Below are 23,740 nucleotides of genomic sequence, written 5' to 3' on the forward strand. Positions count from 1 at the left end.
GGTGCCGTGAACGGACCGGGGTGCGCCATGTCACCCCGGTCCGTTGCTTTGCGCCTCCTCGGGCGGGACCACCTGCTTCTCCTCCGCGAAGTGGCAGGCGGAGGCGTGCGCGGCCGGGCCGCTGGTGTGCCGGAACTCCGCCGGTACCGCCAGCGCCGGCACCTCCTGCGCGCACCGCTCCTTCGCCTTCCAGCAACGGGTGCGGAAACGGCAGCCGGAGGGGATGTTCGTCGGGGAGGGGACGTCGCCGGTGAGGATGATGCGCTCCCGGTGTTCGCGGGCCTCCGGGTCGGGCACGGGGACGGCGGACAGCAGCGCCTGGGTGTACGGGTGCGTGGGGTGGTCGTAGATCTCCTCGTCCCGACCGATCTCCACGATCCGCCCCAGGTACATCACGCCCACCCGGTCGGAGATGTGCCGGACGATCGACAGGTCGTGGGCGATGAAGACGTAGCTCAGCTCGAACTCGCTCTGCAGCCGGTCGAGGAGGTTGACCACCTGGGCCTGCACGGAGACGTCGAGCGCGGAGACCGGCTCGTCGGCGACGATGATCTCCGGGCGCAGCGCCAGCCCGCGCGCGATGCCGATGCGCTGGCGCTGGCCGCCGGAGAACTGGTGCGGATAGCGGTTGATGTACTCGGGGTTGAGGCCGACGACGTCCAGCAGTTCCTGGACCTTCTTGCGCCGGTCGCCCTTGGGTGCCACCTCGGGGTGGATCTCGTACGGCTCCCCGATGATGTCGCCCACCGTCATACGGGGGTTGAGGGAGGTGTAGGGGTCCTGGAAGACCATCTGGATGTTGCGGCGGACGGCCTTCAGGGCCCTGGCGGACAGCTTGCCGATGTCCTCGCCCTTGTACTTGATCAGCCCCTGGGTCGGCCGCTCGAGGTTGACGAGCATCTTGGCGACGGTCGACTTGCCGCAGCCGGACTCCCCGACGATGCCGAGGGTCTCGCCCTTGTGGAGCGTGAAGTCCACACCGTCGACCGCCTTGACGGCGCCGACCTGTTTCTTGATCACGATGCCCTGGGTCAGCGGATAGTGCTTGACCAGCCCGCTCACTTCGAGGATCGGCTCGGACCGGTCAGCCATGGAGGCACTCCCTCCAGAAGTGGCAGGCACTGCCCCGGTCCTCGTCGACCTCGTACAGCGGCGGCTCGTCGGTCCGGCACACGTCCTGGGCCATCGGGCAGCGCGGGTTGAAGGCGCAACCCGGCGGGATGTGCATCAGGTTGGGCGGCAGACCCTTGATCGCGTACAGCTCCTGGCCCTTCTGGTCGAGGCGCGGGATGGAGTCGAGGAGGCCGCGCGTGTAGGGATGGGCGGGAGCCTTGTAGATGTCGTGCACCGGCGCCGACTCCACGATCCGGCCCGCGTACATCACGGCGATCTTGTCCGCGACGTCGGCGACCACGCCGAGGTCGTGGGTGATGAGGATCAGCCCCATGTTGTACTCGCGCTGCAGGTCCGCGAGCAGGTCCATGACCTGGGCCTGGACGGTGACGTCGAGGGCGGTGGTGGGCTCGTCGGCGATGATGAGGGCCGGCTCCAGGGCCAGCGCCATGGCGATCATGATGCGCTGGCGCATACCGCCGGAGAACTGGTGCGGATAGTCCCCGACGCGTGCCGCCGCGGCCGGGATGCGGACCCGGTCCATCAGCTCGACGGCCTTGGCCCGCGCGTCCTTCCTGGACATCCCGCGGTGCACGATGAACATCTCGCCGAGCTGGTCGCCCACGGTCAGGACGGGGTTCAGGGAGGAGAGGGCGTCCTGGAAGATCATCGCCATCTCGGCGCCGCGGACCTTCCTGCGCTCCTCCTCCTTGAGCTTGAGCAGGTCCCTGCCCTGGAAGAGGATCTCGCCGCTGGTGATCCGCCCGGGCGGGATGTCGAGGATCCCCATCACGGCCTGCGCGGTGACCGACTTGCCGGACCCGGACTCGCCGAGCACGGCGAGCGTCTCGCCCGCGTCCACGCTGTAGTCGACCCCGTTGACGGCCTTGGCGACCCCGTCCCGGGTCCGGAACTCCACGTGCAGGTCACGCACTTCGAGCAGCATGACGACGGCTCACCTCAGCTTCGGGTCGAGGGCGTCGCGGACGGCGTCGCCGAGCATGATGAAGGCGAGGACGGTGATGGCGAGGGCGCCGGCCGGCCACAGGAGCATGTGCGGGGCGTTGCGGATGTAGGGGGAGGCGGCGGAGATGTCGATGCCCCAGCTGACGTTCGGGGGTTTCAGGCCGACGCCGAGGAAGGACAGGGTGGCTTCCAGGGCGATGTAGGTGCCGAGCGCGATGGTGGCGACGACGATCACCGGGGCGACCGCGTTGGGCGCGATGTGCCGCAGCAGGATGCGGGAGTTGGAGGCGCCGAGGGAGCGGGCGGCCTGGACGTAGTCGTTCTGCTTGGCGGTGATGACGGAGCCGCGGCCGATGCGGGCGATCTGCGGCCAGCCCAGCAGCACGATGAAACCGACGACCGGCCACACGGTGTTGCTGGTCACCACCGACAGCAGGACCAGACCGCCCAGCACGACCGGGATGGCGAAGAAGATGTCGGTGATTCGGGAGAGGAACGAGTCCCACGCGCCGCCGAAGAAGCCCGCGAGGCCGCCCAGCACCGAGCCGAGGAGCGCGACGCCGAGCGTGGCGCAGACGCCGACCGTGACGGACGTACGGGTGCCGTAGACGGTGCGCGTGTAGACGTCGCAGCCCTGGCCGTCGAAGCCGAAGGGGTGACCGGGCTGGGAGCCCTGCTGGGCCTTGGCCAGGTCGCACTTGAGGGGGCTCATCCAGGTGATGGACGAGGGCCACAGGGAGATGAAGACCAGGAAGAGGATGACGACGCCCGCGATGATGAAGACGGGGTTGCGGCGCAGGTCGCGCCAGGCGTCCGACCACAGTGAGCGGGGCTTGCCGGCCGGGCCGGTGCCCTCCGGTCCGCCCGGCGTCTTCTCGAGGGTCGTCGCCTCGCTCGTCGCGAGGTCCATCGCGCCGCCCATGCCGGTGCCGGCGATGGCGCCCTCCGGTTCGTACGGCTGCTCAGGCATAGCGGATCCTCGGGTCGAGTACGGCGTACAGGAGGTCGACGAGCAGGTTGGCGACCAGGAAGACGAGGACGAGGACGGTCACGAAGCCGACGACGGTCTGGGTGTTCTGCCGGAGGATGCCCTGGTAGAGCTGGTAGCCGACGCCGTGGATGTTGAAGATCCGCTCGGTGACGATGGCGCCGCCCATCAGGGCGCCGATGTCGGTGCCGATGAAGGTGACCACGGGGATCAGGGAGTTGCGCAGCAGGTGCCGGACGATCACCCGCTGCCGGGGCAGGCCCTTGGCGACGGCGGTGCGGACGTAGTCGGAGCGGCGGTTCTCGGCGATGGAGGTGCGGGTCAGCCGGGTGACGTAGGCGAGGGAGACCGAGGCGAGGACCAGGCCCGGCACGATCAGCTCGCCGAAGGTGGCCTCCGGGGAGACCGAGGGTTTGATCCAGCCCCACTCGACGCCGAGCAGCAGTTGCAGCAGCAGGCCGGTGACGAAGGTGGGGACGGAGATGACGACGAGGGTGAGGAGGAGGACGGAGGTGTCGACGGGGCGGCCCCGCTTCAGGCCCGTGATGACGCCCAGCGTGATGCCGATGACGATCTCGAAGAAGATCGCGACGATCGTCAGGCGGATGGTGACGGGGAACGCCGTCGCCATCAGCTCGGTCACCTTCTGCCCGTTGAAGGCGGTGCCGAAGTCGCCGGTGAAGACGTTCCCCATGTAGGTCAGGTATTGCTGCCACACGGGCTTGTCGAGCCCGAACTCCTTCTTCAGCTGGGCGGCCGTGGCCGGGTCGCACTGCCGCTCGCCGCACAGGCCCGCGATGGGGTCGCCCATCACGTTCACCATCAGGAAGATCAGCAGCGTGGCCCCGATGAACACCGGGATCATCTGGAGCAGACGCCGGAGCACGTACCTGCCCATGGGGGCTCAGCCGACCTTGATCTCGTTGTACACCGGGACGCTGAACGGGTTGAGGGCCACGTTCGACAGGCGGTCGGACCAGCCGGCGCTGCCGTTCTGGTACCACAGCGGGATGGCGGCCATGTTGTCGCGGACGACCTTCTCGGCGTTCTGGAAGATGCCGATCGCCTTGGCGGTGTCGGTCTCGGCGTTGGCCTGGTTGACGAGGTTGTCGAAGTCCTTGTCGGACCACTGGCCGTCGTTGGAGGAGGCGTTGGTGTAGTAGAGCGGCTGCAGGAAGTTCTGGATGAGCGGGTAGTCCATCTGCCAGCCGGCCCGGAACGGCCCGGTCATCTTGTGCTGCCCGATCTGGTTGCGGAAGTCCGCGAAGGTGCCGACCGGGTTGCCGACGCAGGCCTTGTCGTTGCCGAGGGCGTTGTTGATGGAGTTGCAGACGGCGTCCACCCACTCCTTGTGCGAGCCGGTGTCCGCGTTGTACGTGATCTTGACCTGTCCGCCGGGCAGGCCGCCGCCCTCCTGGACGAGCTTCTTGGCCTGGCTCGGGTTGTAGGTGCAGCCGTCCCCGCACAGCCCGTCCTGGAAGCCGCCCTTGGTGCCGAGCACGGGCGAGGTCCAGTCGGTGGCGGGGGTGCGGGTCTTCTGGAAGATCGTCTGGGTGATCTGCTGGCGGTTGATCGCCATGGACAGGCCCTTGCGGACCTTCACCGAGCCGCTCGTGTTCCAGGCCTTGTCGTAGTACGGGAACGCGAGCGTCTGGATGATGCCGGCGGGGGTGTTGAGGTAGCGGTCGCCGAGGTCGTTCTTGACGTTCTTGAGCTGGGCGGCGGGGATGTCGTCGACGAGGTCGAGGTTGCCCGCCATCAGGTCGGTGTAGGCGGTGTTGTTGTCGGTGTAGACCTTGAGGTCGACGCCGCCGTTCTGCGCCTTGTCGGTGCCGGGGTAGGCGTCCCACTTGCGCAGCGACATCTTCGAGCCCTTGGTGTACGACTGCACGGTGTACGGGCCGTTGCCGACCGGCTTCTTGATCCAGTTGGCGTGGTCGTTGAAGAACGCCTGCGGCAGCGGGGAGTAGGCCGCGTAGCCGAGGGTGTCGGGGAAGGTCGAGAACTTCTGGGTGAGCTTGACGGTGAAGGTGAGGTCGCCGGTGACCTTGAGGCCCGAGAGGGTGTCCGCGGTCTGCTTGCCGGTGTCCGGGTGCGTCTTGTCGTAGCCCTCGATGTAGCCGAAGAAGTACGCGTTCTTCTGGTTGTTCTTCAGGCTGGCGCCGTAGTTCCACGCGTCGACGAAGGACTTGGCGGTGACCGCCTCGCCGTTGCTGAACTTCCAGCCGCTCTTGACGGTGATGGTGAAGTTCTGCGAGTCCGTGGTGTCGATCTTCTCGGCGAGCATGTCCTGGGCGGCGCCCGTCTTGGGGTCGTACCGCTTCAGCCCGCGGAAGATCATGTCCAGGACCTTGCCGCCCTGCACCTCGTTGGTGTTGGCCGGTTCCAACGGGTTCTGCGGATCACCCCAGGACGAGCTGAGCACCCCGCCGCCGGACCCGCTGCCGCTTCCACTGTCGCTCCCACCGCCACCACAGGCCGTCGCGGCGAGCGCGACCGCCGCCGCGCATGCGGCCCACTTGGCGTGCGTGGCTCCGCGCATGGAGTGCCTCCTCAGGAATACCGGTCCGTTACGGGCCAATATGTGATCAATACGAACACCCCGCACTCCGACGCACCCATTCGCAGGACGGCGCCCGATAGGCTCCGCCCACATGCCCCTTCACCTGCGCGGAACCGTGCTGCCCGACGGGTCGGTCCGGGACCTGTGGACGCTCGGCGACCGGATCACCTTCGACCGCCCGTCGCAGCCGGCCGACACCGTGGCCGACGGAGGGTTCCTGCTCCCCGGTCTGGTCGACGTGCACACACATCCGGGCAGCCGGCCGGATGACGAAACGACGTTCGATCCCGAGGTGTTCGCCGCGCAGGTCGCCCGGCACCGGGACGCGGGCACGACGGCGCTGCGCTTTCCCGGGCTGCTCGGCGAGATACCGGCCGGGCTGCGCGAGGCGCCGGACGCGCCCCGGATGGTGACCGCGGGGCGCTGGCCGGCCTGGGCCGGCCTGTCACGGAGCGCGCCGTTCCACACCGTCACCGACGACCTGGTCGCGGCGGCGGTCGCCGAGGCGGCGGCGCACGACGGCTGGTGCAAGCTCATGGGCGACTGGGACTTCGAGGCGGACCCGGTGCCGTACGAGGTGCTGCGCGCCGTCACCGACGCGGTGCACGCGGCAGGCGGACGGGTGGCGGCGCACTGTCAGTCGGCCGCGGGTGTGCTGAACGCCGTCCGGGCGGGGGTGGACTCCGTGGAGCACGGGATGGCGATGCCCGCGGAGTGCGTCGGACTCATGGCCGGGCAGGGCACGGTGTACGTGCCCACGCTCACCGCCTTCGCCCGCAGCGCCCCGCACCGCCCCAGGGACACCGCGCGCGGACGCCTGTGGCACGCGGGCCACGCGACCATGATCCGCAGGGTGCGCGAGGCCCACGACGCCGGAGTCACCGTGCTGGCCGGCACCGACTCCGCGCCCTTCGGCAACGTCGCCGCGGAGGTGGAGCACCTGATCGCGGCCGGTCTGCCCGCCGAGCGTGCGGTCGGCGCGGCCAGTTGGACCGCCCGCGCCTTCCTGGGACTGACCGGTCTCACCGAGGGCGCCCTGGCCGACATCACCGTCTACGACACCGATCCGCGCCGCGAGCCCGGGGTGCTGCGGCATCCGCGGCGCATCGTGCTGCGCGGGATGGTGGTGCGCTGAGGGGCCGGGAAACGGCGAAAGCAAGAAGCGGCGTCGAGTGAGGCAAGAAGACGGTTGTTCACGTCCTTGCGTTCGGTGGCTTGTGACACACTTCCGCGCGTGGTCGACCGATCGTTCGCCGATCTTTCCCTCGCCTCCCTCTACGACGCCCTCCACCCGTGGGGGCCGGGCGACGACTTCTGTCTGGGTCTGGCGATGTCCGCCGGGTCGGTGCTCGACGCGGGCTGCGGCACCGGCCGGCTGCTCGCGCGGGCCCGTCGGGCGGGGCACCGGGGGCGGCTGACCGGGCTGGATCCGGCCGCCGCGATGCTCGTCCAGGCACGGCGTCGCGAACCCGGCGTCGAATGGGTGCTCGGGGATCTGGGATCGCGGGCCTGGGGTGGCGAGTTCGAGCTGGTCCTGATGACCGGGCACACCTTCCAGGTGCTCGTGGGCGACGAGGAGCTGCGGCTCGCGCTGAGCGGTGTGCGCGCCGCGCTGGCCCCCGGTGGGCGGTTCGTGTTCGGCACCCGGAATCCGGCGGCGGGCGCCTGGTCGGAGTGGACGCCGGAGCACGCGCGCCGCGTCGCCGGCCCGGACGGCCGTGCCGTACGGGTGTGGCGCGAGGTGGAGGGGACCGGCGGCGGCGAACGGGTGACCTTCACGACGACGTTCGAGGGCGCCCCCTGGCCCCGCCCGCAGAGCTGCCGCTCCACCCGGCGCTTCCTCTCGGCCGACGCTCTGTCAAGGTCGCTCGACGGCGCGGGCCTTCGCGTGACGGAACAGTACGGCGACTGGGAACGCGGCCCGCTGAAGGCCGACAGTCACGAGATCATCACGGTGGCCGAATCCGTCCTCTGACGGCGCCAGCCCTCCACCAGGGCCCCTTCACCGGTCTCTACCAATATTGGCCGGATCGAACATCAAATCACCGTTTCCGCAGGCCACATCAGGTTTGGTGGGCCGTTGACGGGCGAAGACACCCGCTGATAGACACACTCATCACCCAGCTGGCGTCACCAGGCGGAACCCGGTCCTGAAGTCCGAACAAGCCCTCCCTGTGCGAGCGATGACGCGAGGTCACGATTCATGAGTCCACAAGACCAGCACGGCACCAGGCGTTCACAGCCGAGAAGCCCACGCCACCGCACGGCCCGGCTCGTCGCGGCCGCCGGCGCCGTCGCCCTGACCGTCTCGGCAGGCCTCGCGACCCCGCTCAACCCGGCGCCCCAGCGGGCCCAGGCGGCCGAGGGCAAGAAGACGCTCACCGTCGCGGTCGCCCAGAGCGTCGACTCGCTCAGCCCCTTCCTCGCGGTACGGCTGCTCAGCACCAGCATCCTGCGGCTGACGTACGAGTACCTCACCGACTACGACCCCGGGGACGCGCACCCCGTGCCGGGCCTCGCCACCAGCTGGAAGCCGTCCGCCGACAAGCTCACCTGGACGTACACCATCCGCTCCGGCGCCAAGTGGTCGGACGGACAGAAGGTCACCGCCCAGGACGCGGCCTGGACGTTCAACAAGATGATGACCGACGAGGCGGCGGCCACGGCGAACGGCAGTTTCGTCGCCAACTTCCGCACGGTGTCCGCCCCGAGCCCCTCCCAGCTGGTCATCCGGCTGAAGAAGCCGCAGGCGACGATGACGGCGCTGGACGTGCCGATCGTGCCCGAGCACATCTGGAAGGACGTCAAGGACTTCTCGAAGTTCAACAACGACAAGTCCTTCCCCATCGTCGGTGACGGCCCGTTCGTGCTCACCGACTACAAGGCGGACAGCTACGTCCGGCTGAAGGCCAACAAGGACTTCTGGCGCGGGGCGCCCAAGTTCGACGAGCTGGTCTTCAAGTACTACAAGGACCAGGACGCCGCGGTGGCCGCCCTGCGCAAGGGCGAGGTCTCCTTCGTGGCGGGCCAGCCCGCCCTGACGCCCGCTCAGGCGGCCTCCCTCAAGGGCCAGAAGGACATCCACGTCAACGAGGGCCCCGGCCGCCGCTTCTACGCCCTGGCCACCAACCCGGGCGCGAAGGCGCGGAACGGCCAGAAGTTCGGCGACGGCGACCCCTCCCTGCTGGACCAGCGGGTGCGCAACGCGCTGTTCATGGCGGTCGACCGCAAGGCCGTCATCGACAAGGTGTTCCAGGGCCACGCGGTCGAGGGCCAGGGCTACATCCCGCCCCGCTTCTCGACGTACTTCTGGAAGCCCTCCACGAGCCAGGACCTCTCCTACGATCCCGCGAAGGCCGCTCGACTCCTGGACCAGGCGGGCTACAAGAAGAACGCCGACGGCAAGCGAGCGGGCAAGAACGGCAAGCCGCTGAACTACCGCGTCCTGTGCCACGCCACCGACCCCAACGACAAGGCGGTCGGCCAGTACCTCAAGGAGTGGTGGGGCAAGCTCGGCATCGGCATGACCCTGGACTGCCTGGACAACGTCACCGACCCCTGGCTCGCCGGGAAGTACGACCTCGCCTTCGACGGCTGGTCGGTCAACCCCGACCCCGACTTCGTGCTGTCGATCCACACCTGCGGCGCCCTGCCGGCCACCCCGAAGGACACCGGCGCGACCGACAACTTCATCTGCGACAAGCCCTACGACGAGCTGTACTCCAAGCAGCTCGCCGAGTACGACTCCGCCAAACGGGCCGACATCGTCAAGCAGATGGAGTCGCGGCTGTACGACCTGGGGTACATGAACGTCATGGCGTACCCGAACGCCGTCGAGGCCTACCGCACCGACCAGATCAAGTCGATCGAGACGATGCCGAAGTCCGCCGGCAACATCTACGGCCAGGACGGCTACTGGAGCTGGTGGTCGGCCGTGCCGGCGGACTCCGGCTCCTCCTCCGGGGGTTCCTCGACCGGGGTGATCGTCGGCGTAGTAGCGGGGGTCGTGGTCCTCGCCGCGGCCGGGGTGTTCTTCGCGATGCGCCGCCGTACGACCGCCGACGACCGCGAATAGGTGGTTCATGGTCTCCGACGCAGTCACCGCGCCCGTCGCCCGGGCGAGACGGCCCCGTACCGGCACCGCCTATCCCCGGTACGTGGCCGGCAAGGCGGGCGGTGCCGCCGTCTCGCTGCTGGCCGTCCTGGTCACCGGGTTCTTCCTGTTCCGGCTGATCCCGGGCGACCCGGTCAAGACCATGACGGGCGGCCGGCCGGTCTCGGCCGCCCAACTTGCCGAGTACCGCCGTGAGTTCGGGCTCGACCTGCCGATGTGGGAGCAGTTCACCGACTACTGCCGCAAGGCGCTCACCGGTGACCTGGGCACCTCGTACCAGTTCCGCGCCCCGGTCATCGACAAGATCACGGAGGCGCTGCCGAACACCCTGCTGCTGACCGGCACCGCCTTCGTGCTCTACACCGCGCTCGGCATGTTCCTCGGCACCCGCTCGGCCTGGCGGCACGGAAGGCTCGGCGACAAGCTCAACACCGGCCTGGCGCTCACCCTCTACTCCGTCCCGTCTTTCTGGCTCGGCCTGCTGATGATCATCGTGTTCGCCGTGGGCCTCGGCCCGATCCCCGGGCTGTTCCCGACCGGCGGCATGGAGTCGGGCGGCAAGGAGGGCTTCGCCTACGTCCTCGACGTCGGCCACCACCTGGTCCTGCCGGTGATCACCCTGGTCGCGGTCGAGTACGGCCAGACGCTGCTCGTCACCCGCTCGGCGCTGCTGGACGAGATGGGCAGCGACTACCTCACGACGGCCCGCGCCAAGGGGCTCAGGGACGACCTGGTGCGCCGCCGGCACGCCGTACCGAACGCCCTGCTGCCCACGGTCACCCTCGTCTTCGTCAACCTCGGCCGGACCGTCGCCGGCGTCATCCTGGTCGAGACCGTCTTCTCCTGGCCGGGCCTGGGCGGACTGTTCTACCAGGCGCTGAGCGTGCCCGACCTGCCGCTCGTGCAGGGCCTGTTCCTCTTCTTCGCCTCGGCGGTGATCGTCATGAACACGCTGGCCGACCTGCTCTATCCGCTGCTCGACCCCCGGGTGGGCCGATGACGACCGACGTGGCGCCAACGACGCCCGGCCGGCTCGCCTGGCAGCGCCGCCGCCTGTCCGCCGCCCGGTTCTGGCGCAGCTACCGCACCCACCGCGCAGGAGTGATCGGCCTGGCCGCGCTCGTCCTGTTCGCCCTGATGGCGCTGACCGCGCCGCTGACCGTCGGCTCCGGCGTGGCCGGCGTGACCGACGCACCCGGCGATCCGCTGCAGGCGCCGAGCCTCGACTTCCCGCTGGGCACCGACCGGTTCGGGCGCAGTGTGCTGGGGCTGGTGGTGTGGGGCTCGCGCGTCTCGCTGCTGGTCGGGCTGCTCGCGGCCGTGCTGTCGGTGGTGATCGGCACGGTCGTCGGGGTCACCGCCGGGCACTTCAAGGGCGCGTACGCGACCGTGCTGATGCGGATCACCGACTGGTTCCTGGTGATGCCGGCGCTGGTCCTCGCCATCGCGCTGGCCACCGTGATGACCCGCTCCCTGGGCACGGTGATCCTCGCCATCGGCGTCACCTCCTGGCCGACGACGGCCCGGCTGGTGCGCGCCCAGACACTGGCGGTGGAGTCACGGCCGTACATCGAACGGGCGAAGGCGCTCGGCGGCGGGCACTGGCACATCATGAGCCGGCACGTGCTGCCCAACGTGATGCCGCTGGTGCTGGCGCAGACCACGCTGATGATCTCCTCGTCCGTCCTCGCCGAGGCGACGCTCGCGTTCCTCGGGCTCGGCGATCCCACGGTGATCTCGTGGGGCGGGCTGCTGCAGGACGCGCGCGAGGCGGGCGCGGTCAGCGCCGGCGACTGGTGGTACCTGGTGCCGCCGGGCATCGCGATCGCCCTGGTGGCGCTGGCGTTCACGCTGTGCGGCCGGGCCGTGGAGTCCGTGCTCAATCCCAGGCTGGGGGTGGCCCGTTGACGCTGCTGGAGGTCCGGGATCTGACCGTGACGTATCCGGGCGGGGCCGAGGCCGTACGGGGTGTGGACCTGTCGCTTGAGGCGGGCCGCAAGCTCGGGGTCGCCGGTGAGTCGGGCTGCGGCAAGTCCACGCTGGCGCTGGCCCTGCTGCGGCTGCTGCCGGCCGGCACGAAGGTGGGCGGGCAGGTCCTGCTCGACGGCGAGGACGTCCTGACGATGCGGTGGGGGCGGGTGCGCGCGGTGCGCTGGGCGGGCGCCTCGATCGTCTTCCAGGGGGCCATGCACTCGCTCAACCCCGTGCACCGGGTCGGCGACCAGATCGCCGAGCCGATCCTGCTGCACGGCGACGCGACGCCGGCGGCGGCGAAGCGGCGGGCCGGTGAGCTGCTGGAGCAGGTGGGCCTGCCGGGCGCGCGGGCGCGGGCGTATCCGCACGAGCTCTCCGGCGGCCAGCGGCAGCGCGTCATGATCGCCATGGCGCTGGCCTGCGACCCGCGGCTCGTCATCGCCGACGAGCCGACCACCGCCCTGGACGTGATGATCCAGGCGCAGATCCTCCGGCTCATCGAACAGCTGGTGTCCGAGCAGGAGCTGGGCCTGATCATGATCAGCCATGATCTGGCGGTCCTCGCCGACACCTGCGACCGGCTGGCCGTGATGTACGCGGGCCGGGTGGTGGAGGAGGGCCCCGCGCGGGCCGTGTACGAAGACGCCCTGCACCCCTACGGCAAGGCCCTGTCGTCGGCGTTCCCGCGCATCGGCGATCCGGCGTCCCGGTTCGCCCCGCGCGGCCTGGCCGGTGACCCGCCCGACCCGGCGGACCTGCCCTCCGGCTGCACCTTCCACCCGCGCTGCCCGGTCGCCCTCGGCGCGTGCGCGGTCGAGGACCAGTGGCTCCGGGAGGCCGGTGCGGGACGCCGGGCGGCCTGTGTGCACGTCGGGGCGACGGTTCCGCCGCCGGCCGGCCCGGCGGAGGACGTGAGGAGCACGACATGACGACTCCGGCGCCCCTGCTGAGCGCGCGGGACCTGCACGTGACCTTCCCCGGCCGCCACGGCGCCGCGCCCGCCCGGGCGGTGGACGGCGTGGAGCTCGACATCGGCGCCGGGGAGATCGTGGCGCTGGTCGGCGAGTCGGGCTGCGGCAAGACGACACTGGCGCGCTCGCTGCTGGGGCTGGTCGAACCGTCCTCGGGGAGCGTCCGCTTCGACGGGAAGCCGCTGGAGTACTCCTCCCGGGCGCTGAAGGCCTACCGCCGACGCGTCCAGCTGGTCCTGCAGGACCCCAGCGGCTCGCTGAACCCGCGGCACACGGTGTACGAGGCGGTGGCCGAGGGGCTGCGCATCCACGGGCATCCGGGCGACGAGCGGGCGGCGGTCGCCGAGGCCCTCTCCCGTGCCGGACTGCGGCCCCCCGAGCGGTTCTTCCTGCGCTACCCGCACGAGTTGTCCGGGGGCCAGCGCCAACGGGTCGTCATCGCGGGCGCGTTGGTCCTGCAGCCCGAACTCATCGTCGCCGACGAGCCGGTGGCCTCGCTGGACGCCTCCGTGCGCGGTGAGATCCTCTCCCTGCTGCTGCGTCTGCGCACCGAACTGAGCCTGTCCGCGCTGGTGGTGACGCACGACCTGGGGCTGGCGTGGAACGTCGCCGACCGGGTGGCGGTGATGTACCTGGGGCGGATCGTGGAGACGGGCACGGTGGAGCAGGTCCTGACGGCACCCCGGCACCCGTACACCCAGGCCCTGCTGTCGGTCCTCCCGGAGGCGCCCGGCGCCCCGGTCGTCCTGACCGGCGAACCCCCCGACCCCTCCCGCATCCCCTCCGGCTGCCGCTTCCACGCCCGCTGCCAGATCCTGGCGGGCGGCGAGGCGGAACGCGCCGGGGTGGCGGACGCCTGCCGGACCCGGGACCTGGAGATCCTGGCCGGCAGCGGCGAGGCCCAGGTGGCCTGCCACTGGGCACGGGCACGGGTGACTACGTAGCCTCGCGCGCCACCAACTCGACCTCGAACCCGTCGGAGTTGGCGAGGTAGGCGGCGTAGTGGCCGGGCCCGCCGGCATACGGGTAGCGCTCGGCGAAGAGCGGCTGCCAGCCGTGCGCCGGACCGGCCTCGGCCAGCGCGTCGACGCCGGACCGCGAACCGACGTGGAAGGCCAGGTGGTTGAGGCCGGGCCGCATCCGGTCGTGGGCGGTGCCGTTCATCGCCGCGGACTCCTCGACGACCAGGTAGGTCCCGGCCGCCCGCCAGCTCCTGCCCCGCTCCCACTCCTGGTACGGCGTCCATCCGAGCCGCTCCAGCAGCCAGCCCCACTCCCCCACCGCCCGGCCCAGATCCGGCACCCACAACTCGACGTGATGCAGCAACTCGGCCTTCTTTCCACGACAACGCCGCACCCCCGGAGAGCGGGGTACCGAAAACACCCAAGGGGCGCGGGAAACTGCGCGACCAGCCACAACGACCCCGCAATCGCACAACGCCCCACCCCCGAAACGCAAGTCCCCGGCACCCCAAGTGAGGGGGTACCGAAAACACCCAAGGGGCGCGGGGAACTGCGAGACCAGCCACAACGACCCCGCAGCCGCACAACGCCCCACCCCCGAAACGAAAGTTCCCAGCACCCCAAGTGAGGGGGCACCGGAAACACCCAAGGGGCGCGGGGAACTGCGCGACCGACCACGACGGCGCCGCAGCCGCACATCGCCCCGCCCCCCGAAACGCAAGTTCCCGGCACCCCCTGCAACTCGGGGTACCGGGAACGAACCGCTCAGCCGCCGCAGGCTACGCGTGGACGACGTCCTTCTCCTCCGCGAAGTGGCAGGCCGACTCGTGGGCCGCCGGGGAGTCGGTGTCCTTGAAGCGCTCCGGGATCGCGAGCAGCGGGACCTCCTCGGCGCACTTGTCCTGGGCCTTCCAGCACCGGGTGCGGAAGCGGCAGCCGGAGGGCGGGTTGGCCGGGGAGGGCACGTCACCGGTCAGGATGATCCGCTCGCGGTGGTCGCGGGCCTCCGGGTCCGGCACGGGGACCGCCGACAGCAGCGCCTGGGTGTAGGGGTGCGTCGGGTGGTCGTAGATCTGCTCGTCGGTGCCGATCTCGGCCATCTTGCCGAGGTACATCACACCCACACGGTCCGAGATGTGCCGGACGATCGACAGGTCGTGCGCGATGAAGATGTAGGAGAGGTTGAACTCGTCCTGCAGTCGCTCCATCAGGTTGATGACCTGGGCCTGGACGGACACGTCCAGGGCCGAGACCGGCTCGTCGCAGATGATGATCTCGGGGTTGAGGGCCAGGCCGCGGGCGATGCCGATGCGCTGGCGCTGACCGCCCGAGAACTGGTGCGGGTAGCGGTTGATGTACTCGGGGTTGAGGCCGACGACGTCCAGCAGCTCCTGCACCTTGCGGCGCCGGTCGCCCTTCGGGGCCACCTCGGGGTGGATGTCGAAGGGCTCGCCGATGATGTCGCCCACCGTCATACGGGGGTTGAGCGAGGTGTACGGGTCCTGGAACACCATCTGGATGTTGCGGCGGACCGCCTTCAGCGCGCGCCCGGACAGCTTGGTGATGTCCTGGCCCTTGTAGAAGATCTCGCCGGCCGTCGCCCGCTCCAGGTTCATCAGGAGCTTGGCCACCGTCGACTTGCCGCAGCCGGACTCGCCCACGATGCCCAGGGTCTCGCCCTGGTGCAGGTCGAAGGAGACGCCGTCGACGGCCTTGACCGCGCCGACCTGCTTCTTGAACAGGATGCCCTGGGTCAGCGGGAAGTGCTTGACCAGGCCGCGCACCTGAAGGATCGGCTCGCCCCGCTCGACGGGCGCCTCGATGGCGGCGACCGCCTCCTCCTCGGAGTGGGCGTCCACGACGTCCACCTCGGAGACGTTCGGCGTGGCGTCCTGCGGCTCGTCGTTCTTGCTGAGCTCAGCCATGGAGCGTCTCCTTCCAGAAGTGGCAGGCCGAGGCGCGGCCCGGCAGCTCGCCACCGTCCTGCTCGGTCACCGGCAGCAGGGGCGGGATGTCCGTGCGGCAGATGTCCTGGGCCTTCGGGCAGCGCGGGTTGAAGGCACAACCGGTGGGGATGCGCAGCAGGTTGGGCGGCAGACCCTTGATCGCGTACAGCTCCTGGCCCTTCTGGTCCAGGCGCGGGATCGAGTCCAGCAGACCGCGCGTGTAGGGGTGCGCGGGCCGCTTGTACAGCTCGTGGACGGGGGCCGTCTCGACGATCCGGCCCGCGTACATCACGGCGATCTTGTCCGCGACGTCGGCGACCACGCCGAGGTCGTGGGTGATCAGGATCAGGCCCATGTTGTACTCGCGCTGCAGGTCCGCGAGCAGGTCCATCACCTGGGCCTGGACCGTCACGTCGAGGGCCGTGGTCGGCTCGTCGGCGATGATCAGCTCGGGCTCCAGGGCCAGCGCCATGGCGATCATGATGCGCTGGCGCATACCGCCGGAGAACTGGTGCGGGTAGTCGTTCACCCGGGCCGCGGCGGCCGGGATCTTCACCCGGTCCATCAGCTCGATGGCCTTGGCCTTGGCGTCCTTCTTGGACATGCCGTGGTGGACACGGAACATCTCGCCGAGCTGGTAGCCGACCGACAGCACCGGGTTCAGCGAGCTGAGCGCGTCCTGGAAGATCATGGCGATGCGCCGGCCGCGGATCTTGCGGCGGTCCTCACCGGACATCTGGAGCATGTCCTCGCCCCGGAAGCGGATCTCGCCGTGCGGGATCTTCGCCGGAGGCATGTCGAGGATGCCCATGATGGCCTGCGCGGTCACCGACTTGCCGGAGCCCGACTCGCCGAGGACGGCGAGCGTCTCGCCCGCGCCGACGCTGTAGTTGACGCCGTTGACGGCCTTGACCACGCCCTCGCGGGTGTGGAACTCGACGTGCAGGTCACGCACTTCGAGCAGCGGACCGCCGTCGCCTTCGCGCGGCGAGGGCACGGAAACTTCTTCGATGATGGTCACGTACGCCTCCCTCAGCGCATCTTCGGGTCAAGGGCGTTGCGGACGGCCTCACCGAGCATGATGAACGCCAACACGGTGATGATGAGCATGATCGACGGGTACAGCATGATCCACTGCGCCACTCGGATCTGGTTGCCGCCGTCGGAGATGTCGTTGCCCCAGGACACGCCGTTCAGGCCGAGGCCCAGGTACGACAGGGTCGCCTCGGCGGAGATGTAGACGCCGAGCGAGATGGTGGCCACGACGATCACCGGGGCCAGGGTGTTCGGCAGGATGTGCCGGAACAGGATGCGCGGCGTGCTCGCGCCCAGGGCCTGGGCGGCGTGCACGTAGTCGGCCTGCTTGGTGGTGATCACCGCGCCGCGCATCACGCGGGCTATCTGGGTCCAGCCGAAGAAGCTCAGCGCGCCGATGACGACCCAGGTCGTGCGGTCCTGGAAGGAGTTGAGCACGACCATGGTGCCGAGCAGGAACGGGATGCCGAAGAACACGTCGGTCAGCCGGGACAGGATCGAGTCGACGATCCCGCCGAAGTAGCCGGCGATCATGCCGACCAGGCCGCCCACGAGCGTCACCGCGATGGTGGTGCCGAAGCCCACCGCGATGGAGGCCCGGGCACCGTAGATGACACGGGCGTAGACACTGCGGCCCTGCTGGTCGTAGCCCAGCCAGTCCGGGTCGAAGAAGTTGCCCATCTTCGGCTTCTGCAGGAAGTGCTTGGCCAGGTCGCCGTGGGTGGGGTCGGCACCGGTGAACCAGCCGGGGAAGAAGGTGATCGTCAGCAGCAGGAGGATGAGCCCCGCCGAGACGATGAAGATCCAGCTGCGCCGCAGATCCTGCCAGGCGTCGCCCCACAGGCTGCGGGTCTTCTCCGGCTTCGGCTCGGGCAGCGGTCCGCCGGCGGCCGCGACTGCGGCGTCCTCGGCGGCGGCCTCGGGCACGGTCTTGGTCACGTCAGGCATAGCGAATCCTCGGGTCAAGGACCGCGTAAAGCAGGTCTACGAGCAGGTTGGCGAGGAGGTACACGAGGACCAGGATGGTCACGAGACCCACCAGGGTGGTGCCCTCGCGGCGCACGATCGACTGGGCGATCGTGCCGCCGATGCCCTGGATGTTGAACAGGCCTTCGGTGACGACGGCGCCGCCCATCAGCGCGCCGATGTCCGTACCGAGGTAAGTGACCACGGGGATCAGCGAGTTGCGCATGAGGTGCACGCCCACCACACGCCGCCTCGGCAGGCCCTTGGCGACGGCCGTGCGGATGTAGTCGGCCCGCAGGTTCTCGGCGATCGACGTACGGGTGAGGCGGGTCACGTACGCCAGTGACGCGGTCGCCAGCACGATCGCCGGCATCAGCAACTCGTTGACGTTCGTGGAGTCGTTGACGTTCGGCGGCAGCCAGTTCAGGTCGAAGGCGAAGATGACCTTGAGGATGTAACCGAGGACGAACACCGGCACCGAGATCAGCAGCAGCGTGAACAGCAGGATGGCGTTGTCCGTGATGCGTCCTGCGCGCAGGCCCGCGACGATGCCGAGCGCGATGCCGAACACCATCTCGATGAGGAACGCGAGAGCGGCCAGGCGAAGGGTCACGGGGAAGGCGTCGCCGAGGACGTCGGTGACCGGACGGCCGCTCGCGATCTGCGTGCCGAAGTCGGCATGCACGATCATGTTCTTCATGTAGTGCCAGTACTGCATCCAGATCGGCTGGTCCAGGCCGTATTGGTGCCTGAGCTGGGCAATCACCTGTGGGCTGCCGCCCTTGTCGCCGAACAGCCCGCGCACGGGGTCACCGGGCAGGGCGTAGACCATGAGAAAGATCAGCAGGGTTGTCCCGAGGAACACCGGGATCATCTGGAGCAGTCGTCGTGCGACGTAGCGCCCCATCGTGCCTCCATGTCAGTCACAGCGGCAGCCGACGGGCCCTTTCCCCGCGCATCGTTGAATGATGCGCGCGGAAAGGGCCCCCCAGCCACGGCCGTTGCCGGGGCGCGACTCCTCCGCGCCCCGGATACGGGCTTGTGGTTACTTCTTCGCGACCTGAACGCTTTCCAGGATCGGGTCGCCGGCCTGGTTGAACTTGACGCCGCTGACCTTCTCGGAGTAGCCCGCGTTGACCTTGTAGTACCAGAGCGGAATGCTCGGCATCGAGTCCTTGAGCTGGGCCTCGATCTCCTGGTACTTCTGCTCCGACTCCTCCAGCGTGCCGGCGCTGTCGGCGGCGGCGATCTCCTCGTCGATCTTCTTGTTGGAGAAGCCGCCCTGGTTGCCGTCCGACTTCGTGCCGTAGAGGTCACGGATGAAGTTGGCGATGAACGGGTAGTCCAGCACCCAGCCGGAGCGGTACAGCGACTTGACCTGGTGCGCGTCACGCGCGTTCAGGTCGGCCTGGAAGTCGGCCTTGGAGTCGCCGACGCACTTCACGCCGGTCGCGTTGGTGATGGAGTTGCAGACCGCGTCGACCCAGTCCTTGTGACCGCCGTCGGCGTTGAACTGGATGGAGATCTTGTTGCCCGGAACGCCGCCGCCTTCCTTGATGAGCTGCTTGGCCTTCGTCGGGTTGTACGTGGTGACGTCACCCGCGACGTTCGGCTTGTAGCCCAGAACACCCTTGGCGACCCAGCCGGTGGCGGGCTCACGGGTGTTGTTCAGGACGGTCTTGGTGATGGTGTTGCGGTCGATCGCCATCGACAGGCCCTGGATGACCTTGGGGTCGATGTTCTTCCACTGCTTGGTGTAGTACGCCACGGCGATCGTCTGGATCGCGGAGAACGACTGGTCGATCGCGCGGCTGCCGAGGTCCTGCTTGTAGACGGGCAGGTCCTTGGGGGCGATCTGGGTGAGGACGTCGACGTTGCCGGACTTGAGGTCCTCGTACGCCGTCTCGGGGCTGGCGTAGTTCTTGAAGATCACGCCGCCGTTCTTGGCCGCGTCCGGACCCTTGTAGTCGGCGTACTTCGCGACCTGGATCTGCTTCTTGTGCTGCCAGCTGACGAACTTGTACGGGCCGTTGCCGATCGGGTGCTCGCCGGCGGCCTTCGGGTCCTTGTAGAAGGACTCCGGCAGCGGCGAGAAGACCTCGTAGCCGAGCTTGTACACGAAGTACGGCATGGCCTTGGAGAGCGTGATGGTGAAGGTGTTGTCGTCGACGACCTTCAGACCGGACATCTCGGTGGCCTTGGGCTTGCCCTTGGCCGGCGCGACCTGGTCGTAGCCCTGGATGTCGGAGAACCAGAAGCTGTTGGTCTGCTTGTTGGCCGGGTTCGCCGCCCAGTTCCACGCCTTGACGTACGACGTGGCGGTGACCGGGGTGCCGTCGTGGAACTTCCAGCCCGACTTCAGCTTGACCGTGAAGGTCTTGTTGTCCTTGCTGTCCACCGACTGGGCGTTGACCATGACGATCTTGCCCGCGGAGTCGTAGCTGACCAGCTGCGAGAACAGCGACTTGACGACAAGGCTGCCGTAGGACTCCATGGTGTTGGCCGGCTGCAGCGGGTTCTGCGGCTCACCGGACTCGACCGAGAAAATCCCGTTCGGGTCGACCGCGGCCTTGCTGTCGCCCTTGCTGTCCCCGCCACCGCCACACGCAGTGGCCCCCAGCGCCACAACCGCAGCTATCGCAACCCACTTGGCGCTCTTGGCACCACGCATGGGGCTCCTCCTCATGAGTCCATTGGTTCACCGCATGGAGGGACACATGACACGTCACCGTCACCGGTGCCTGAAACGGTCAGGTGTCCCCCGCGCTCGTGAGTCGGCGCCGCCTGCAGCGCGTGACCCGTTGATCCGAGCTCTACGCGCCTAACTATCTGCCATGCGCCCTGGCCGAACCACACCCACAAGGTCTCGGTTCGATCACACCTGACGCGTACATCTTCCAAAATCCGGACAAAGGGTTTGCCGAAAGATCCCTGCGAAACGGACTTGTTACACACCTATCGGACCCGCATGTCCGTATACCGGACGCGGAGGGCATGAAAATTCGCTTGCGGTTCCCCAGCGGCTGTGCATCGACGCCGACAGCTCCTCCGCCCGCACGGCTTTCGGCCAACAGACCTGCGCCGCAATGCCGTTGAACGGCACTCACAGGGGGAGCAAAGGACCACACTGCCAGCAGGGTAATGCGGCCCCTTCCGCGTTTTGCCGATCCGGAACCAGAAGTAGGGTTTTCCCTATCCCTGCGGCGCCGCCCCCCTGCCACGCCGTCACCCCTGCCGGGTCGCCTGCGTCACAACGCGAAACCGGGCGCCCCGCCTTCGCGGAGCGCCCGGCAACGTCGTACGACGGCCTGAATCAGCCGTGCTTGGCCCTGCTGGCCGCGCGGGCGCGCTCGCGGGCGTCCAGGTTCACCTTGCGGATGCGGACGGCCTCCGGGGTCACCTCGACGCACTCGTCGTCGCGGCAGAACTCCAGCGACTGCTCCAGCGACAGCTTGCGCGGCGGCACGATCGACTCGGCCACGTCGGCCGTCGAGGACCGCATGTTGGTGAGCTTCTTCTCCTTGGTGATGTTGACGTCCATGTCGTCGGCGCGGGAGTTCTCGCCGACGATCATGCCCTCGTACACCTCGGTGCCGGGCTCGACGAACAGCACGCCGCGCTCCTGAAGGTTCGTCATGGCGAACGCCGTGACGGCACCCGCGCGGTCGGCGACCAGGGAACCGTTGTTACGGGTCTGCAGGGTGCCGAACCAGGGCTCGAAGCCCTCATGGATGGAGTGGCCGATACCGGTGCCGCGGGTCTGGGTCAGGAACTCGGTCCGGAAGCCGATGAGTCCGCGCGAGGGCACGACGAACTCCATGCGCACCCAGCCCGAGCCGTGGTTGGACATGTTGTCCATCCGGCCCTTGCGGACGCCCATGAGCTGCGTGACCGCGCCCATGTGCTCCTCGGGGACGTCGACGGTCATGCGCTCGACGGGCTCGTAGACCTTGCCGTCCACGTCCTTCGTCACGACCTGCGGCTTGCCGACCGTCAGCTCGTAGCCCTCCCGGCGCATGGTCTCCACGAGGATGGCCAGCGCCAGCTCACCACGGCCCTGGACCTCCCAGGCGTCCGGGCGCTCGGTCTCCAGCACGCGCAGGCTGACGTTACCGATCAGCTCGCGGTCCAGCCGGTCCTTGACCTGACGGGCGGTCACCTTGCGGTCCTTGACGGCCGCCTTGTTGTCGGCGCCCTTGCCGGTGCCGCCACGGCCGACCAACGGCGAGGTGTTGGTGCCGATGGTCATGGAGATCGCGGGCTCGTCGACCGTGATCAGCGGCAGCGGGATCGGGTTCTCCGGGTCGGCCAGCGTCTCGCCGATCATGATGTCCGGGATACCGGCGACGGCGCAGATGTCACCGGGGCCGGCCATCTCGGCCGGCTTGCGGGTCAGCGCCTCGGTCATCATCAGCTCGGAGATGCGGACGTTGGCGATGGAGCCGTCCCGCTTGATCCACGCGACGGTCTGGCCCTTGCGCAGCTCGCCCTGCTCGACGCGGAGCAGCGCGATACGGCCGAGGAAGTTGTCGGCGTCCAGGTTGGTGACGTGGGCCTGGAGCGGGGCGGCCTCGTCGTAGGTGGGGGCCGGGATGTGCTCCAGGATCGTGGAGAAGAACGGCTCCAGGCTGTTGGAGTCCGCCGGCACGGTGCCGTTCTCCGGCTTGGTCAGCGAGGCGATGCCGTCACGGCCGCAGGCGTAGACGATCGGGAACTCGATCTGCTCCTCGTCCGCGTCCAGGTCGAGGAAGAGGTCGTAGGTCTCGTTGACGACCTCGTCGATTCGGGAGTCCGGGCGGTCCGTCTTGTTGATGCACAGGATGACGGGCAGGCGCTGCTGCAGGGCCTTGCGCAGGACGAAGCGGGTCTGCGGAAGCGGGCCCTCGGAGGCGTCGACGAGCAGCACGACGCCGTCGACCATCGACAGACCACGCTCGACCTCGCCGCCGAAGTCGGCGTGGCCGGGGGTGTCGATGATGTTGATGGTGATGACGTCCCCGCCGTCCTTGGGGTGGTACTTCACCGCCGTGTTCTTGGCGAGGATCGTGATGCCCTTCTCACGCTCCAGGTCGTTCGAGTCCATCATGCGGTCGTCGACCGAGTCGAGCTGGTGGGCGGCGAAGGCGCCGGCCTGCTTCAGCATTCCGTCGACGATGGTCGTCTTGCCGTGGTCGACGTGGGCGACGATGGCGACGTTACGGATGTCGTGGCGCGTGGCCATGAAGGCGTACTCCTGGAGTGTGAGGAAGGCCAGCACGTACGTCGGTGATACGCGGACCCTGCCGGGCTGGACACGCCACGGCCTCACCCCATGGTACGGGGCGTCGGCCGCGGCGGCTCGCGCGGGCGGCCGGCGTCAGCGCTTCCGGGTGGCCGGAGAGCCCGGTTCGCAGGAGCGCCCGGCCGCCTGACGGGCGAGGACGGAGTGCCCGACATCCGTCTGGCAGTCGAGGATTCCGGCCATGTCGACCGTCCAGTTGCGCGCGTGGCCCGTGGTGATCCCGTCCCCGGGACAGGAGTAGCGGAAGTCACCCTCCACCATTCGCACTCCGGCGTACTGCACGATGTGCCCGGCTCCATGGGTCCGGGTGATGCGGTTGCCCAGCGTCGGGGCCTTGGCGTGCACGTCCGTGAAGGTGTACGTCGTGCCCTCGTCGTCCTCGGCAAGGGTGCGCGCGTCGGAGTCGATCTCGCCGATCCTCTTGCCCAGCGAGAAGAGGACCTCGGCGGCGGACAGGTCCGGCCCCGTCGCGCGCACCGAGGGGCGGGGCGTATGCACGCGCCGCACCGTGTCGGTGAGTGGGCCGCCGCCGGCGCCCAGCACCTCCATCTCGGACACGCCGGTCAGCTCGTCCGTCCTCCTGATCCCGGACCAGGTGAAGGTGCCGTCGGCGCAGGCCTTCACCACGGCCCTGGCCTCCGCGCCGTGGCTCTTTCCGCCCCCGGTGCACCCCGTCAGCCCCGCCGCCAGCGTCACCGCCGCGAGCCCCACCGCCCAGCTTCCCCGGCTCGTACCACGCATGCCCGTCCCCGTTCCCCCGCGCACGGACGCCCGGCGCCCGCACCATGATCCATACCGGTTTCATGGTCCGGACACCGGGCGGTGACCGCAATCGACTTGAGCGACCCCTGAGCTACCGCG

At 69.1% G+C, this 23,740-nt stretch carries 20 protein-coding genes; 7 read left to right on the forward strand and 13 right to left on the reverse strand.

Annotated features, from left to right (window positions below; all coding sequences use genetic code 11):
• Positions 1–30: 30 nt before the first annotated feature.
• The 5 genes from ACIGDI_RS11045 to ACIGDI_RS11065 are packed head-to-tail and all read right to left on the reverse strand — an operon-like array spanning position 31 to position 5,609.
• Positions 31–1,092 carry an ABC transporter ATP-binding protein gene (locus tag ACIGDI_RS11045; protein ID WP_399893798.1) on the reverse strand — a complete coding sequence of 354 codons (1,062 nt, stop codon included), beginning with the start codon at positions 1,090–1,092 and terminating at the stop codon, positions 31–33.
• The gene (locus ACIGDI_RS11050) at positions 1,085–2,059 is read right to left on the reverse strand and encodes an ABC transporter ATP-binding protein (protein ID WP_200701593.1); all 975 of its coding nucleotides are present in this window, start codon (positions 2,057–2,059) and stop codon (positions 1,085–1,087) included. Before ACIGDI_RS11050 ends, ACIGDI_RS11045 begins: the two co-directional genes overlap by 8 nt.
• A gap of 9 nt (positions 2,060–2,068) precedes the next feature.
• Positions 2,069–3,049, reverse strand: coding sequence for an ABC transporter permease (locus ACIGDI_RS11055; RefSeq protein WP_399893802.1), 981 nt, complete (start codon positions 3,047–3,049; stop codon positions 2,069–2,071).
• A complete protein-coding gene (locus ACIGDI_RS11060; protein ID WP_399893805.1) occupies positions 3,042–3,965 on the reverse strand; it encodes an ABC transporter permease in 924 nt (307 codons plus the stop codon). The genes ACIGDI_RS11055 and ACIGDI_RS11060 overlap by 8 nt, the downstream gene beginning before the upstream one ends.
• 6 nt (positions 3,966–3,971) lie before the next feature.
• Entirely contained in the window at positions 3,972–5,609 is a 1,638-nt protein-coding gene (locus ACIGDI_RS11065; RefSeq protein WP_399893808.1) for an ABC transporter substrate-binding protein, read from the reverse strand.
• Between the two features lie 112 nt (positions 5,610–5,721).
• Here ACIGDI_RS11065 and ACIGDI_RS11070 point away from each other — a divergent pair, with 112 nt between their 5' ends.
• The 7 genes from ACIGDI_RS11070 to ACIGDI_RS11100 all read left to right on the forward strand — a co-directional run bounded on the left by ACIGDI_RS11070 (position 5,722) and on the right by ACIGDI_RS11100 (position 13,633).
• Positions 5,722–6,765: an amidohydrolase family protein gene (locus ACIGDI_RS11070; RefSeq protein WP_399893810.1), complete on the forward strand. Its 1,044-nt coding sequence runs from the start codon at positions 5,722–5,724 to the stop codon at positions 6,763–6,765.
• A gap of 99 nt (positions 6,766–6,864) precedes the next feature.
• The gene (locus ACIGDI_RS11075) at positions 6,865–7,605 is read left to right on the forward strand and encodes a class I SAM-dependent methyltransferase (RefSeq protein ID WP_399893813.1); all 741 of its coding nucleotides are present in this window, start codon (positions 6,865–6,867) and stop codon (positions 7,603–7,605) included.
• A gap of 228 nt (positions 7,606–7,833) precedes the next feature.
• Entirely contained in the window at positions 7,834–9,705 is a 1,872-nt protein-coding gene (locus ACIGDI_RS11080; protein ID WP_399893816.1) for an ABC transporter substrate-binding protein, read from the forward strand.
• A gap of 7 nt (positions 9,706–9,712) precedes the next feature.
• On the forward strand, positions 9,713–10,744 hold the full coding sequence (locus ACIGDI_RS11085) for an ABC transporter permease (protein WP_399893819.1): 1,032 nt from the start codon (positions 9,713–9,715) through the stop codon (positions 10,742–10,744).
• Positions 10,741–11,652, forward strand: a complete 912-nt coding sequence (locus ACIGDI_RS11090) for an ABC transporter permease (protein ID WP_399893822.1) — start codon at positions 10,741–10,743, stop codon at positions 11,650–11,652. Before ACIGDI_RS11085 ends, ACIGDI_RS11090 begins: the two co-directional genes overlap by 4 nt.
• The gene (locus ACIGDI_RS11095; RefSeq protein WP_399893825.1) at positions 11,649–12,647 is read left to right on the forward strand and encodes an ABC transporter ATP-binding protein; all 999 of its coding nucleotides are present in this window, start codon (positions 11,649–11,651) and stop codon (positions 12,645–12,647) included. The genes ACIGDI_RS11090 and ACIGDI_RS11095 overlap by 4 nt, the downstream gene beginning before the upstream one ends.
• Complete coding sequence (locus tag ACIGDI_RS11100; RefSeq protein ID WP_399893828.1) at positions 12,644–13,633, forward strand: ABC transporter ATP-binding protein; 990 nt, start codon at positions 12,644–12,646, stop codon at positions 13,631–13,633. The genes ACIGDI_RS11095 and ACIGDI_RS11100 overlap by 4 nt, the downstream gene beginning before the upstream one ends.
• Here ACIGDI_RS11100 and ACIGDI_RS11105 read toward each other — a convergent pair.
• The 8 genes from ACIGDI_RS11105 to ACIGDI_RS11140 form a co-directional block, all read right to left on the reverse strand.
• Positions 13,626–14,015 (reverse strand): VOC family protein, encoded by a 390-nt coding sequence (locus ACIGDI_RS11105; protein WP_399893831.1) that lies wholly within the window; start codon positions 14,013–14,015, stop codon positions 13,626–13,628. The genes ACIGDI_RS11100 and ACIGDI_RS11105 overlap by 8 nt on opposite strands.
• A 415-nt stretch (positions 14,016–14,430) precedes the next feature.
• Positions 14,431–15,576, reverse strand: a complete 1,146-nt coding sequence (locus ACIGDI_RS11110) for an ABC transporter ATP-binding protein (RefSeq protein WP_399893834.1) — start codon at positions 15,574–15,576, stop codon at positions 14,431–14,433.
• Positions 15,569–16,618 carry an ABC transporter ATP-binding protein gene (locus ACIGDI_RS11115; RefSeq protein ID WP_399893837.1) on the reverse strand — a complete coding sequence of 350 codons (1,050 nt, stop codon included), beginning with the start codon at positions 16,616–16,618 and terminating at the stop codon, positions 15,569–15,571. Before ACIGDI_RS11115 ends, ACIGDI_RS11110 begins: the two co-directional genes overlap by 8 nt.
• A gap of 11 nt (positions 16,619–16,629) precedes the next feature.
• Entirely contained in the window at positions 16,630–17,580 is a 951-nt protein-coding gene (locus ACIGDI_RS11120) for an ABC transporter permease (RefSeq protein WP_399893840.1), read from the reverse strand.
• The gene (locus ACIGDI_RS11125) at positions 17,573–18,505 is read right to left on the reverse strand and encodes an ABC transporter permease (protein ID WP_384817879.1); all 933 of its coding nucleotides are present in this window, start codon (positions 18,503–18,505) and stop codon (positions 17,573–17,575) included. The genes ACIGDI_RS11120 and ACIGDI_RS11125 overlap by 8 nt, the downstream gene beginning before the upstream one ends.
• Positions 18,506–18,643: 138 nt before the next feature.
• Positions 18,644–20,269, reverse strand: a complete 1,626-nt coding sequence (locus ACIGDI_RS11130; RefSeq protein ID WP_399893843.1) for an ABC transporter substrate-binding protein — start codon at positions 20,267–20,269, stop codon at positions 18,644–18,646.
• 642 nt (positions 20,270–20,911) lie between these two features.
• On the reverse strand, positions 20,912–22,819 hold the full coding sequence (typA, locus tag ACIGDI_RS11135; RefSeq protein WP_200704868.1) for a translational GTPase TypA: 1,908 nt from the start codon (positions 22,817–22,819) through the stop codon (positions 20,912–20,914).
• A gap of 135 nt (positions 22,820–22,954) precedes the next feature.
• A complete protein-coding gene (locus ACIGDI_RS11140) occupies positions 22,955–23,620 on the reverse strand; it encodes a hypothetical protein (RefSeq protein WP_399893847.1) in 666 nt (221 codons plus the stop codon).
• Positions 23,621–23,740 lie beyond the last annotated feature (120 nt).

It is taken from the genome of Streptomyces sp. NPDC085900 (genome assembly GCF_044540925.1).
Classification (GTDB): Bacteria; Actinomycetota; Actinomycetes; order Streptomycetales; family Streptomycetaceae; genus Streptomyces; species Streptomyces gilvifuscus.

What these genes read in the sequence shown, in the direction of transcription:
- ACIGDI_RS11045 (WP_399893798.1), bottom strand. Translation starts at nt 1,092, where the DNA reads ATGGCTGACCGGTCCGAGCCGATCCTCGAAGTGAGCGGGCTGGTCAAG.
- ACIGDI_RS11050 (WP_200701593.1), bottom strand. Translation starts at nt 2,059, where the DNA reads ATGCTGCTCGAAGTGCGTGACCTGCACGTGGAGTTCCGGACCCGGGAC.
- ACIGDI_RS11055 (WP_399893802.1), bottom strand. Translation starts at nt 3,049, where the DNA reads ATGCCTGAGCAGCCGTACGAACCGGAGGGCGCCATCGCCGGCACCGGC.
- ACIGDI_RS11060 (WP_399893805.1), bottom strand. Translation starts at nt 3,965, where the DNA reads ATGGGCAGGTACGTGCTCCGGCGTCTGCTCCAGATGATCCCGGTGTTC.
- ACIGDI_RS11065 (WP_399893808.1), bottom strand. Translation starts at nt 5,609, where the DNA reads ATGCGCGGAGCCACGCACGCCAAGTGGGCCGCATGCGCGGCGGCGGTC.
- ACIGDI_RS11070 (WP_399893810.1), top strand. Translation starts at nt 5,722, where the DNA reads ATGCCCCTTCACCTGCGCGGAACCGTGCTGCCCGACGGGTCGGTCCGG.
- ACIGDI_RS11080 (WP_399893816.1), top strand. Translation starts at nt 7,834, where the DNA reads ATGAGTCCACAAGACCAGCACGGCACCAGGCGTTCACAGCCGAGAAGC.
- ACIGDI_RS11085 (WP_399893819.1), top strand. Translation starts at nt 9,713, where the DNA reads ATGGTCTCCGACGCAGTCACCGCGCCCGTCGCCCGGGCGAGACGGCCC.
- ACIGDI_RS11090 (WP_399893822.1), top strand. Translation starts at nt 10,741, where the DNA reads ATGACGACCGACGTGGCGCCAACGACGCCCGGCCGGCTCGCCTGGCAG.
- ACIGDI_RS11100 (WP_399893828.1), top strand. Translation starts at nt 12,644, where the DNA reads ATGACGACTCCGGCGCCCCTGCTGAGCGCGCGGGACCTGCACGTGACC.
- ACIGDI_RS11110 (WP_399893834.1), bottom strand. Translation starts at nt 15,576, where the DNA reads ATGGCTGAGCTCAGCAAGAACGACGAGCCGCAGGACGCCACGCCGAAC.
- ACIGDI_RS11120 (WP_399893840.1), bottom strand. Translation starts at nt 17,580, where the DNA reads ATGCCTGACGTGACCAAGACCGTGCCCGAGGCCGCCGCCGAGGACGCC.
- ACIGDI_RS11125 (WP_384817879.1), bottom strand. Translation starts at nt 18,505, where the DNA reads ATGGGGCGCTACGTCGCACGACGACTGCTCCAGATGATCCCGGTGTTC.
- ACIGDI_RS11130 (WP_399893843.1), bottom strand. Translation starts at nt 20,269, where the DNA reads ATGCGTGGTGCCAAGAGCGCCAAGTGGGTTGCGATAGCTGCGGTTGTG.
- typA (WP_200704868.1), bottom strand. Translation starts at nt 22,819, where the DNA reads ATGGCCACGCGCCACGACATCCGTAACGTCGCCATCGTCGCCCACGTC.
- ACIGDI_RS11140 (WP_399893847.1), bottom strand. Translation starts at nt 23,620, where the DNA reads ATGCGTGGTACGAGCCGGGGAAGCTGGGCGGTGGGGCTCGCGGCGGTG.